Source organism: Streptomyces sp. NPDC014991 (assembly GCF_043080665.1).
GTDB lineage: Bacteria > Actinomycetota > Actinomycetes > Streptomycetales > Streptomycetaceae > Streptomyces.
This window is the reverse complement of sequence record NZ_JBIBVY010000017.1, coordinates 94,866-107,590: the sequence shown is the minus strand read 5'-3', so window position 1 is coordinate 107,590 and position 12,725 is coordinate 94,866. Positions and strand designations below refer to the sequence as shown.

Below are 12,725 nucleotides of genomic sequence, written 5' to 3'. Positions count from 1 at the left end.
GACCGCCCGCCGGATCCGCGGTCACCGGCCCACCGCACCGTCCGCTCTCCCCCGGCAGGCGCCGGCCCCTCCTTCGGCGGTGCCGGTCAGGTGTCGGTCAGCCCTTCACCGCCCCCGTCAGCATCCCCTTCCTGAAGTGCTTCTGGACGAAGGGCGACAGCACGGCCACCGGCAGCAGGGCCATCACCATGACCGCCATCTGCACGGCCAGCCCGGACAGTTCGCCCGTCCTGATGGCCTGCCCCAGGCCCACGGGGGCCTCCTGCTTCTGCACCAGCTGGATCATGACGTTCTGGAGCGGCATCATGTCCTGGTCGTTGAGATACAGCGAGGCGTTGAACCAGGCACTCCAGTACCCGACCGCGTAGAACAGCGTGACCACCGCGAGGACCGCCCGGGAGAGCGGCATCACGATCTGGAACAGGATGCGGACGTCCCCCGCCCCGTCGATGCGCGCGCTGTCGGTCAGTTCCGGCGAGATGCCCATGAAGAAGCCACGCAGGACGAGGATGTTGAAGACGCTGATCGCGCTGGGGAGGATCAGCGCGAGGTAGGTGTCGGTCAGTCCGAGGGACTGCACCAGCAGGTACGTCGGGATGAGCCCGGCGCTGAAGAACATGGTGGCCATCAGCACCATCAGGATCGACCGGTGCCCCAGCGAACCGCTGCGCGAGAGGCCGTAGGCGCACAGGACGGACACGGTCATCGAGAAGACCGTGCCGACCAGCGTGACGAGGACGCTGACGAGCGCGGCCCGGGTGACCTGGCCGCCGCTGAGCAGTTCCCGGTAGGCGACGAAGGTGACGCCCTTGGGGATCATGACCAGACCGCCGGCCTCGTCGATGGTGCTCCGCGAGGACAGGCTGGTGACGAGGACGATCCACAGCGGGAAGAGGACGCCCAGGCAGGCGAGCGTGAGCACGAGGCTCTTGGCCGCGAGGCCCGCCCTGCCCGGCTCCTCCTCCCACACCGGGCGGGGCGGGGCGGCCCACCGGCGCGGCTTGTCCACCGCCGGGTCCGCCGGTCGGCCCAGGACGGTTGTCACTTCTGGTACACCCCCTGCTCGCCCATCAGATGGGCCACCTTGTTGGCGGCGAGGACCAGGCCGATGCTGACCACGCCCTTGACGAGACCGGCGGCGGCCGCGTATCCGAAGTCCTGGTTGCGGACGCCGTTCCACCACACGAAGGTGTCCAGGACCTCCGAGGCTCCCGGTCCCACGGCGTCTCGCTGGAGCAGGATCTGCTCGAAGCCGACGGTCAGCGCGTCACCGACGCGCAGCACCAGCAGCAGCGCGATCACCGGGCGCAGCGCGGGCAGCGTGACGTGCCACATGCGGCGCCCGCGGCCGGCGCCGTCCATCGCGGCGGCCTCGTACAGGTCGGGGCTGACGGAGGCCAGCGCGGCGAGGAAGACGATGATCCCCCAGCCGGCGTCCTTCCACACGCTCTGCGCGGTGACGAGGAACTTGAACGTGTCGGGGTCGGTCATGACGTCGAGGCCGTCGAAGCCGTGCTGCCGCATCAGCTGGGAGAACAGTCCGGCGCCGCCCAGGAGTTGCTGGAACACGGCGATGACCAGTACCCAGGAGAAGAAGTGCGGCAGGTAGAGGACGGCCTGCGCGACGGCCCGTATCCGGGGCCTGACGACGCTGTTGATGAGCAGCGCGAGGAGGATCGGGATCGGGAAGTAGAGAACCAGCTGGAGGACGAACAGCACCAGCGTGTTCGACATCGCGTCCCAGAACGCGGAGTCCTGGAAGATCTGCTGGAAGTTGGCCAGGCCGACCCAGGGACTGTGCAGGATGGAGACGACGCCGTTGTCGCTGACGTAGGGGTCGTAGTCCTCGAAGGCGACGACGTTGCCGAGGATCGGCAGGTAGTTGAAGAGCAGGAGCAGGACGACGGCGGGGAGCGTCATCAGGAGCAGGACGCGGTCGCGTGCGAACCTCAGGCGCAGGCTCGGCCTCGCCGCGCGTCGTCCGTCACGGGAACCGGTGGCGTCGCCGGGCGCCGCCGGGCTGGTCGCCGTCATGTCGGCCTCGGCCCTGCTCCGAGGCACCGTGCTGTGGGACACGGCCTTCTCCTTGCCTCGTGTCTCGGGTCAGCCGGCCGCCGGGCCGTTGTCGTCGAGGACCTTCTTGTACCAGTCGCGCAGCCTGTCGCCGCCCCTGCTCCTCCAGTCGGAGACGGCCTGCTGCATGTCGCCGATCTTCCTGCGGCCGCGCACGACGTCGTCCTCCAGCTGCTCGAAGTCGTTGCCGAGGTTGGTGTAGCGGCTGGGCTCGGTGATCTGCATGCCGTAGAAGGACGACTTGGTGGTGAAGGCGCCCATCCGCTGCTGCCACTCGACCTGGCCCTTGGCGACCTCGGGGAAGTCGGGGTGGGCGATGGTCGGGGCGGGGCCGGCGATCATGACGTAGGCGTTGAGCACGTCGATGTTGCCCTGGTCGGTCTTGGTGGGGACGCCCTTCTTGACGGTGTAGTGGGTGCCCTCGACGCCGTAGTTGGTGAGCATGTACTCCTTGGTGCCGTACGGCGCTGCGGTGGCGTCGGCGACGGCGAGCACGTCCCGGATCACCGCTTCGGAGGCCTTCTTGTTGACGAAGGCGAAGATCCCGGCGGGCTGTTCGGCCCAGAGCCGCGGGTCACCGCCGTCGTGGCCGAAGACGTCCATGCCCCAGATCTTGAACTCGGGGTTGTGCGTGGCCTGTTCCGCGGTGCGGCTCCACCACTGCGAGATGTTGTTGGCGTAGACGAGGAACTCGCCGGCCGCGAACTTGGGGCCGGGGTCGGTGGCCTGGCTCTTGCCGAGCCTGGCGTCGGGGTGCACGACGCCGGCGGCGAAGAGCTTGCGGGTCCACTCCAGCGCCTCCAGGTACTCGTCGGTCTCGATGCGGTTGACGAGCTTGCCGTCGGCCAGGTTCCAGCCGAGCGGCTTCTCGCTGCCGGAGAGCACGCCGAACATCTGGAAGGCGGTCCACTTCATGTCGAGGCAGGCCCACCGCTTGGCCCTGGCGTTGGTGATGTCCTTGGCGAGGGCCATGAACTCGTCCGCCGAGCGCGGTACCCGGTAGCCCTCCTTGTCGAAGACGTCCTTGCGGTACAGGGGCACGATGCCGGTGACGTACGGGGCGGGCTGGGGCAGGCCGCGCAGCTTGCCGCCGAAGACGGAACGCTGCCAGGCGTCCGTCGGGATCGCGGCCAGGTTCGGGTAGTCCTTGACGGCGTCGCCGGAGAGGTAGGGGCCGAGGTCGGCGAACTTGGAGATGACGGCGCTGGGGATCTTGCCGTTCATGTTCCAGCCGGGGACGACCACCACGTCGGGCACCTCGCTGGAGGCGAGGACCGCGCCGAGCTTCTGCTCGTAGGTGTTGCCGTCCTGGTTCTGCCACCGCACGTCGACGCCGACGAGGTCGTTCATCGCCCTGTAGTAGGCGTTGTCCTGCTTGGGCGGTGAGCCCCAGAACGGCGACATGACGGTGACCTTGTGGCCCTTGCCGAGCTTCCTGGGCACGGACGTCTTCAGGTCCGCCAGGTCGAGCCTGCTGGTGAACCCGGCGGCCGAGCCGTGTCTGGCGGGGATGTCCGGCGTGACCACGTTCCCGGCCACGTACGCCGGGAGCAGTTTCCTGACGTTCTTGCCGGCCGAGGTGCCTCCTCGGGCACCGCTGTCCGCGCTTCCGCAGGCGGTGAGCAGCGGCGTCCCCCCGGCCACCGCGGCGGCGGCGACCGCGGTGGAGGCGAGGAAGCCTCTCCTGCTGGGAGCGGAGGAGGCGGCGTTCGGCGTCATTGCGTCAACCCTTCGTGGCGCACCAGGACACCCGGCGGTGGGCCGTCGGCTGCGGTGTCTCGAGTGGATCTGGCTGAGCGGAAGCGTGCTCCGGTGGGGGCTCGGCAGTCGAAGCGCTTCGATGTTGCTGCGAGGTTAAGTGAACGCCTGGGGGCGCACAAGGGTCGTCGTCAAGATTCCTGTGATCTCCCTTGCCCGCCAGGGGAGTCGGTGACGCCGGTGGTGCCCCGCGAAGGGCGGCGGTGTTTCGCCCTGGCACCTTGACACCCGGCTTCGTTCGACTGAGCATCGAAGCGCTTCGAAGGCGCTGTGCCGCTCCATTCGCAAGGGGAACCACTCGTGACCGATGACTCGCCGTCCACCCCGCCCTTCCGCGATTCGCTTCTGCCCTTCGCCGAGCGCGTGGAGGACCTGCTGGCCCGGCTCACCCGTGAGGAGAAGATCTCCTTCCTGCACCAGTTCGCGCCCGCCGTGGAGCGTCTGGGCATCGCCGCCTGGCGGACCGGCCAGGAGGCGCTGCACGGAGTGGCCTGGACGGGTCCGGCGACGGTGTTCCCGCAGGCCGTCGGCCTCGGCGCGACCTGGAACCCGGACCTCGTACGGCGGATCGGCGAGGCGGTGTCCAGGGAGATCCGGGCGATGCGCGCCCGCGACGAGCGGATCGGCCTGAACGTCTGGGCCCCGACGGTCAACCTGCTGCGCCACCCGCTGTGGGGGCGTAACGAGGAGGGCTACTCGGAGGACCCGGAGCTGACCTCGGCCATCGCCACGGCGTACACCCGCGGTCTGCGCGGCGACCACCCCCGGTACTGGCGCACCGCTCCCGTGCTGAAGCACTGGCTGGCGCACAACAACGAGCAGGACCGTGCCACTTCGTCGTCCTCCGTGCGTCCGCGCGTGCTGCACGAGTACGACCTGCGCGCCTTCCGGGACACGGTCGAGGCGGGCGCGGTGGCCGGGGTGATGCCGGCCTACAACCTGGTCAACGGCCGCCCCAACCACGTCTCCCCGTACCTGCGCGAGCACCTGCGCACCTGGACCGACGAGGAACTGCTCGTCTGCTCGGACGCGGGCGCGCCCTCCAACCTGGTCGACGCCGAGCACTACTTCGACACCCACGAGGAAGCCACCGCGGCGGCCCTGCTGGCCGGCGTGGACAGCTTCACCGACCACGGCACGGACGGCACGCTGATCGCCGCGCGGGTCGAGGGGGCCCTCGAACGAGGCCTGTTGACGGAGGCGGACATCGACACCGCCGTGCGCCGCCAGCTCTCCGTCCGTTTCCGGCTCGGCGAGTTCGACCCGCGCCTCGATCCGCACGCCGGCACCGGCGCGTTCGACACCCCGGCGCACCGGGCGCTCGCCCAGGAGGCCGCCGAGCAGGCGATCGTGCTGCTGAAGAACGACGACGACCTGCTGCCGCTCGCCGCGGACACCCGGCTCGCGGTCGTCGGCCTGCTCGCCGACGAGTGCAAGCTGGACTGGTACAGCGGGAGCCTCCTGCACCGCTCCACCCCGCTGGAGGGCATGTGCGAGCGGTTCGGCGCGGAACGGGTGCGGTTCGCGGAGGGCGTGGACCGGGTCCGGCTGCGGACGGCGGCCGGCACGTTCCTCGCCGTGCCCCTGGCGGACGCCCCCGACGAGGCGCGTGGCGCCGAGGGCGCCCTGGACCCCGCGCTGCTGTCCGGGCGAACCGACCTGCCGCCGCTCACCACCGACGCCACCGGCACCGAGTTCGCGCTGGCCGACTGGGGCGAGGGGGTGCTGACCCTGCGCGCCCCCGACGGCCGCTACCTCTCGGTCGCCGAGGACGGCTTCGTCCGGGCCTCTGCCGACCAGCCCGGCGGCTGGGTCGTCCAGGAGACGTTCCGTCTGGAACCGCACGACGACGGTCACCTCCTCGAGCACCTGGGCACGGGTCGTCATCTCCGTGTCGCCGCCGACGGCGTGCGGGTTGCCGACACGGGCGACGTCTTCGCGGTGGTCACGGTCGAACGGGGCGAGGACGCGGTGGCCCGGGTGGCGGACGAGGCCGACGTCGTCGTGGTGGTGGCGGGCAACGATCCGCACATCAACGGCCGCGAGACCGAGGACCGTACGACGCTGCTGCTGCCGGAGCACCAGCAGCGGCTGCTGCGCGCGGCCCGGGCGGCCAACCCGCGCACCGTGCTGGCGCTCGTGTCGGCCTACCCGTACGCGGTGGACGCGGCCTCGCTCCCGGCCGCTCTGTGGACGGCACACGGCGGCCAGGCGGCGGGCACGGCGCTGGCCCGGGTGCTGGCCGGCGACGTCTCCCCGGCCGGCCGCCTCCCCCAGACCTGGTACGCCGACGACGCCGATCTGCCCGGCCTCCTCGACTACGACGTGATCGGCGGCCGGCAGACCTACCTCTACTTCGACGGCAGCCCGCTCTTCCCGTTCGGCCACGGTCTGTCGTACGCGTCCTTCGCGTACGCCGGCCTGGCGGCCCGCGTGGGGACCGGCTCGGTCCTCGTGAGCTGCGCGGTCGCCAACACCGGGGACCGGACGGCGGACGAGGTGGTCCAGCTCTACGGCCGGGCCGTGGCCCCGTCGGTGCCCCGCCCGCGCCGCGAACTGCTGGCCCACCGCCGGCTCACGCTCGCTCCCGGCGAGACGGCCGAGGTCGAGTTCGAAGTCCCCCTGACCGCCCTGGAGTTCTGGGACGTGGCGCACGGCGTCCGGCGGCTGGAGGACGGCCCGTACGAGCTGCTGGTGGGGGCGTCCAGCGAGGACGTACGACTGCGCACGACCATCCGCCCCGGGGGCCGGCCCCCCACCCCGCGGCCGGTGCGGGAGCGGGGGCTTCCGGCCGCCGACTTCGACGAGCAGTCCGGCATCGCGATCGTGGACCGGACGAGGACGGCGGGCGACGCGGTGACCCCGGCCCACGGCCGGACCGCCGAACTCGTCTACCGGGCCTGCGACTTCGGTGCGGGGGTGACCGAGGTGACCGCACAGCTGGCGGGCGAGGGCACCCTGGAACTGTCCCTGGACAGCGGCCCCGTGCTGGCCGCCCTCACCCTGGACACCCCCACGGCCGGCCCGTACGCCTACACCACCCGCACCGCCGGGCTCGTCGCCACGGGCGTCCACGACGTCCGCCTCACACTGCGCGGCCCCCTGCGGCTCGCGCACATCGGTTTCCCCGGCTGAGCGTCCGCGGGGACCGGCACGAGAAAGGGACCCGGCACCGCGGCGCAGCGGTGCCGGGTCCCTTCCGGGCCGGCGGACACCAGAACGGCCGCAGCCCCCGCACAGTGGGCTGCGGCCGTTCCCGTCCCGACCTGTCCGTGGCAGGTCAGAGCGCGAGACCGGTGAGAACCAGCACGCGCTCGTAGGTGTAGTCCTCCATCGCGAACCGGACGCCCTCGCGGCCCACACCGGACTGCTTGGCGCCGCCGTACGGCATCTGGTCGGCGCGGTAGGACGGGACGTCGCCGATCACCACACCGCCGACCTCGAGGGCGCGGTGGGCACGGAAGGCGACCTGGAGGTCGTGGGTGAACACGCCCGCCTGGAGGCCGTACTTGGAGTCGTTGACCGCGGCGAACGCCTCGGCCTCGCCGTCCACCTTCCGGACGGTGAGGACCGGCCCGAAGACCTCCTCGCAGGCGATCGTGGTGTCGGCCGGTACGTCGGTGAGGACGGTCGGCGCGTAGGAGGCGCCGTCGCGCTTGCCGCCGGTGAGCAGCTGCGCCCCCGCCGAGACGGCCTCGTCCACCCACGACTCCACGCGCTTGGCGGCGTCCTCGCTGACCAGCGGGCCGACGTCCGTCTTGTCGTCGGTGGGGTCACCCGTGACCTGGGCCTCCACGGCGGCGACGATGCGCGGCAGCAGCCGGTCGTACACGGACGCGTCGGCGATCACCCGCTGCACCGAGATGCAGGACTGGCCGCCCTGGTAGTTGGAGAAGGTCGCGATGCGGGTCGCGGCCCAGTCCAGGTCGGCGTCGGAGGCGTAGTCACCGAGGACGACCGCCGCTCCGTTGCCGCCCAGCTCCAGCGTGCAGTGCTTGCGCGGCACCGAGTCCATGATCGCGTAGCCGACCTTCTCGGAACCGGTGAAGGAGATCACCGGCAGGCGCTCGTCCTGGACGAGGGCGGGCATGCGGTCGTTGGCGACCGGGAGGATCGACCAGGAACCGGCGGGCAGGTCGGTCTCGGCCAGCAGGTCACCCAGGATCAGACCGGAGAGGGGCGTGGCCGGGGCCGGCTTCAGGATGATCGGCGCGCCGGCGGCGATCGCCGGGGCGACCTTGTGCGCGCACAGGTTCAGCGGGAAGTTGAACGGCGCGATGCCGAGCACGACACCCTTCGGGAAGCGGCGGGTGAGCGCCAGCCGGCCCTGGCCGCCGGCGTCGGTGTCCAGGCGCTGGGCCTCGCCGCCGTTGAACCGGCGGGCCTCCTCGGCGGCGAACCGGAACACGGAGACCGCGCGGCCGACCTCACCCCGCGCCCACTTGACCGGCTTGCCGTTCTCGGCGGAGATCAGCTGGGCGATCTCCTCGGTGCGCTCGGCCAGCCGCCTGCTGACGTGGTCGAGGGCGGCGGCGCGCACGTGCGCCGGGGTGGCCGCGAACTCGTCCCGCACGGCGTACGCGGCGGCCACGGCCTCCTCGACCTGGGCGTCGGTCGGCACGCCGACCTTCCCCACGAGCCGGCCGTCCCACGGGGAGGTGACGTCGAAGGTGTCCTCGCCGGTGACCTGGCGGCCGGCGAGCCAGAAGGCATGGGTGGAAGTCATGTACGAGTCCCGGCCCTTCCGCGTTGGGGGTGTACTTGGCTTGTGTGCTCCACGGTAGGACGGCGCCGCCGGAGGGTCGCTTGTCCGTGTCGTACCACTCGGGGCGGGGGGTACGCCGGTTTGTCGGGGTGGGCTGGTCCGGCGGGACGGGCCGGGATGCCCGCGGAGACCCGGTCCCCCGGCGCGGTCACTCGGTCGACGTCGCCTTCAGGGACAGCCACAGCTCCATGCGTACGTCCGGGTCGTCCAGACTGCGCCCCAGGATCTCCTCGACCCGGCGCATCCGGTACCGCAGCGTGTGCCGGTGGACGCCCAGGTCGGCCGCGGCCGCGTCCCACTGCCCGTGCCGGGACAGCCACGCCCGCAGTGAGGCCACGAGATCACCCCGCCCCGTCGCGTCGTGGTCGTGCAACGCCCGCAGCAGCCCGTCGGCGAACGCCCTCACCGCGTCGTCGGCCAGCAGCGGCAGCACGGACCCGGCGGCCAGCTGCTCGTGCTCCACGAACACCCGCCCCCGCCGCCGCGCCACCGACAGCGCCTGCTCGGCCTGCTTGTACGCCGCTGCCGCCGCGGTCGGCCCGGCGGGCGCCGACAGACCGACGAACAGTTCGTTCTCGTCCGAGCGCCCCTGCTCGGGCACGGCCCGCGCGGTCTCGCGTGCCGCCGCGTACGCGGCGCACGCGGCCACCGCCGTACCCTCGTCGGCGGCCAGCACCACCAGCCGCTCCCCCTCGGGCACGACCAGCACGGCCTCCCCGGAACGCGCCGCGGCTGACTCCACGGCCTCCGCGAGTTCACCCAGCGGTTCGCCCGCCGTGCCGGCCGGGGACTCGGCCACGATCATCCGGAACGGCGCGTCGAGCAGCCCGCCGTACAGGTCCCCGGCGACGGCCCGGGCGTGGTCGGGCTCGCCGGCGAGCAGCATGCGCAGCACCGCCGTACCGATCCGCTGCTCGGCCGCGTGCAGGGAGCGGGAGCGTTCGGTGGTGAGGGTGAGCAGGGCGATGGCGGAGTGGACGGCGTACCGCTCGGCGGTGCCGAGGGGCGCGGCCGTGCCGACGGCGAGCGCGGCCCGCGGGCGGCGGCCGGTGCCGAGACTGTGCAGTTCCACCCGGTCCTCGTGCTCCGGTCCGCCGACGACGGAGGACGCGGGGGCGGGCCGTTCCCGCAGCCGTTCGACCTCGGCGGTGATCCGGGCGGCCCGCCGGCCGGCCCAGTCCGGAGCTGCGGCGACCACGGCGCCCGAGGCGTCGTACAGCGCCGCCCAGCCGTCGACCTGCGCGGCGAGCACGCCGAGCACACCCTCGGGGCCGGCGTTCAGCGCCTGCCGGGTCAGCTCGCGCTGGGCGGCGAAGCCCGCCGTGACCGCGCGGTACTGGTCGGCGGCGATCGCCGCGGACACCGCCTTGCTGATGGCGAGGAAAGGGGTGCGGCGGGGCACCTCCAGCAGCGGCAGCCCCTCCTGCGCGCAGGCGTCGACGAGCGGCTCGGGTACCTGCTCGTAGTTGACGCCCACGGCGAACCCCAGCCCGACCACGCCCGCGCCCGACAGCCGCCGCACGTACCGCCGCATGGCCTCCGGGTTCTCGGCGTCCAGTTTCAGCGCGGTGATCAGCAGCAGCTCGCCGCCCTCCATGTAGGGCACGGGGTCGGCCAGCTCGCTGACGTGCGCCCAGCGGACGGGCACGTCGAGACGGTCCTCGCCCGCGCGCACGGTCAGCTTGAGCGCGGAGTGGTGGACGAGCGAGGCGAGAGTGGGGGGCATGGCGCCTTCACGGTGAGGGAGGGGTGATCGTTTTGGCCACGGCGTACGAACGTCCTACGCCGATTCTGCCTCACCGTACGATCGCCCGCCGGGCCTCACCCCCGCAGATCCACCAGCAACGGCGGCGCGTGCTCCCCCCGCACGGTGGTCAACGACAGCACCGCGTGCCCCGCCGGCACCCCATGAGCCAGCTCGGAAGCCGACCACCGCTCCCGCTCGACCTGCCGAACGGTGACGGCCCGAGCCGTCGGCGCCTGCCCCGTGATGACCCGGCGCAGCATGTGCACGGCCTTGCCGGCCGGGGTCTCGGCGATGATCTGCCGGTCGGTGACGTCCCGGGTCTCGGTCCACTCCTTGCCCCACACCTCGGCGAAATCCTGCCCGTCCCAGGGCGTGAGCCCGGACAGCGCCATCCGGCACCCGGTGGCACCGAGGAGCGGGCCGCGCAGCGGCCGGGGTGCGTCGTCCAGGGTGCGCAGCGTGAGCACGGTCCCGGCGTTGACGCTGCGCAGCCGCTGGATGCCCCGGACGGCCTCCGGGGTGACGACGCCGGTGGCGTCGTCGAGCAGCAGGCAGGCGAAGAGCGAGCGGTCCTCGCGCACCGTCACGGCGGCCGTGAACTGGGCGAGCACCAGCCGGGCCAGGATCCGGGAGGCGTCGGCGTGGCCGCGCTGGGGCAGGTCGATACGGACCCGGACCGGGTGGTCGAGGGCCCGCAGCGAGAAGGGGCGGCTCTGCCCGGAGGTGTCGAAGAACGCGGCGAAGGCGGGCCGGTCGAGCAGCGCGATCCGGTCGGCGAGGACCGTGCCGACATCGCCCGGGTGGGCCATCTGGCGTTCGCGGGCGTCCAGTTCGCGCAGCAGCGAGGAGTGCCCTGCCTCGGTCAGCGCCTTGCGCAGCGCGGCCAGCGGGCCGGGCGCGCCGTCGAGGAGCTGCCGCAGTTCCGGCACGGAGGGGAAACGGTCGTGGACGGCCCGGAAGGGACCGAGCAGCTGGGCGAGGACGGTGGTGGAGCGGCGGGTGTCGCTGCCCGGGTGCGGGTCGGCGAGGTCGCCGACGAGGGCTTCGGCGAGTATGGCGGCGGCCTCGTCGGGATCGGTGGTGCCGCCGTAGAGGTCGAGGTCGTGGACGGAATCGGGGTGGCCGACGCGTACGACGACGTCGTAGGCCTCGGCCGGGCCGAGTCCGGCGCCCGCCGCGCCGGCCACCACGACCGCCGCCCGGCCGGCGAGGGCGTGCAGGCACAGGGACTCGGCGAGCGGCCGCACGACGGCGCCGGTCTTGCCGGATCCGGCCGGGCCCACGGCGAGCAGCGAGGTGCCGAGCAGGTCGGGGCCGAGGGCCAGGCCGGCGCCGCGGTAGTGGTAGGGGTTGCGGGGGTCGTCGGCGGTGGTGCCGAGCCTGACCTGGCCGGTGAGCAGGTCGTGGCGGGCCTGCCGGGCGGGCAGGTCCCGTTCGCCGGACGGGTGCGGGCAGGCGGCGGCGCCGTCCGTGAGCACGGCCCCGGTGAAGGCCGCCAGGGCGTGCCGGCCGGACCGCACGCCCTGCCAGGCCCTGCTGATCCGCGCATGGTCCACGTCCCGCATCAGCCCGGCCCTGGCGTCACCGGCCAGCCGCTCAGCAGCCTCGTACGCCCCCGCCTGCCGCAGCTCGGGCCATGCGGCCGGGTCGTGGTCGGGGGTGACGGGCGGGTCCGCGGCGGGCGCGGCCGGGCTCCAGGCGGGCGGGCCGTATCGGCGCCAGACCTCGCCCCAGCGGCCGAGGCGGCCGACGACCAGCAGGATGGCGAGGGCGATGACGGTGTAGTACGAGTACCAGAGGATGGCGTTGCCGACGCGGTCGTTGCCCTGGCGCCAGGAGTCGGGGGTGAACAGCTCCAGAGGCAGCACCCACCAGCCACCGAGGTAGTTGTTCCACAGCAGGGACCACACCAGCCAGCCCACCAGGAAGGCGATCACCGCGCCGCTGAGCAGCTGCCGGGTCGGGATCTGCTCGGGCTCCTGTTCGGGCCGGGGCCGGTGTCCGAAGCGCCAGACGCCGGGCGCCGCCTCCGGGCGGGGGGTCCGCAGCCAGGTCAGGAAGGCCGAGCCGTCCGGCCGGGGCGGCGCACCGGGCGGCATCGACGGCATGGCCGGCACCCCGTAGGCCTCCCGCGGGCCCCCCGGATGCGGTACCGGTGTGGTGTGGGTGCCGCGTGTGTCGTGTGTGCCGTCGCTGTCCATCCGCCCTGCCCCCTGACCAGCCGTTCCGTCCGCCATCAGCGAGTCAATCTAACGCCCCGGCCTGGGGAGTTCACCGCTTACGTGGCCGTAAGGAGCCGTACCTGCCCGGGCGGGCTATGTCCACCGCGGACAACGGGCCCCGCCGAAAACGCCCACATGGAGCATGCCCACCCCGCGGGAG

7 protein-coding genes are annotated in these 12,725 nt (G+C 72.8%); 1 reads left to right on the top strand and 6 read right to left on the bottom strand.

The genetic code is table 11. The features are described from left to right. Positions 1–97: 97 nt before the first annotated feature. From ACF1BE_RS24950 to ACF1BE_RS24940, 3 genes are read right to left on the bottom strand one after another with little or no spacing between them, the layout of a single operon-like run. Positions 98–1,045, bottom strand: a complete 948-nt coding sequence (locus tag ACF1BE_RS24950; protein ID WP_392201243.1) for a carbohydrate ABC transporter permease — start codon at positions 1,043–1,045, stop codon at positions 98–100. Continuing rightward, positions 1,042–2,076, bottom strand: a complete 1,035-nt coding sequence (locus tag ACF1BE_RS24945; RefSeq protein ID WP_392201242.1) for an ABC transporter permease — start codon at positions 2,074–2,076, stop codon at positions 1,042–1,044. The genes ACF1BE_RS24950 and ACF1BE_RS24945 overlap by 4 nt, the downstream gene beginning before the upstream one ends. A gap of 27 nt (positions 2,077–2,103) precedes the next feature. Beyond that, a complete protein-coding gene (locus tag ACF1BE_RS24940) occupies positions 2,104–3,792 on the bottom strand; it encodes an extracellular solute-binding protein (protein WP_392201241.1) in 1,689 nt (562 codons plus the stop codon). A 339-nt stretch (positions 3,793–4,131) separates the two neighbouring features. Between ACF1BE_RS24940 and ACF1BE_RS24935 the strand changes: the two genes are divergently transcribed. Continuing rightward, positions 4,132–6,966 (top strand): glycoside hydrolase family 3 C-terminal domain-containing protein, encoded by a 2,835-nt coding sequence (locus ACF1BE_RS24935; protein WP_392201240.1) that lies wholly within the window; start codon positions 4,132–4,134, stop codon positions 6,964–6,966. Between the two features lie 145 nt (positions 6,967–7,111). On the opposite strand, the gene ACF1BE_RS24930 is transcribed toward ACF1BE_RS24935, so the two are convergent. The 3 genes from ACF1BE_RS24930 to ACF1BE_RS24920 form a co-directional block, all read right to left on the bottom strand. Continuing rightward, positions 7,112–8,557, bottom strand: a complete 1,446-nt coding sequence (locus tag ACF1BE_RS24930; protein WP_392201239.1) for an aldehyde dehydrogenase family protein — start codon at positions 8,555–8,557, stop codon at positions 7,112–7,114. A 187-nt stretch (positions 8,558–8,744) separates the two neighbouring features. Then, entirely contained in the window at positions 8,745–10,322 is a 1,578-nt protein-coding gene (locus tag ACF1BE_RS24925; protein ID WP_392201238.1) for a PucR family transcriptional regulator, read from the bottom strand. Positions 10,323–10,417: 95 nt separating this feature from the next. Then, a complete protein-coding gene (locus tag ACF1BE_RS24920; protein ID WP_392201237.1) occupies positions 10,418–12,544 on the bottom strand; it encodes an ATP-binding protein in 2,127 nt (708 codons plus the stop codon). Between the last annotated feature and the right edge of the window lie 181 nt (positions 12,545–12,725).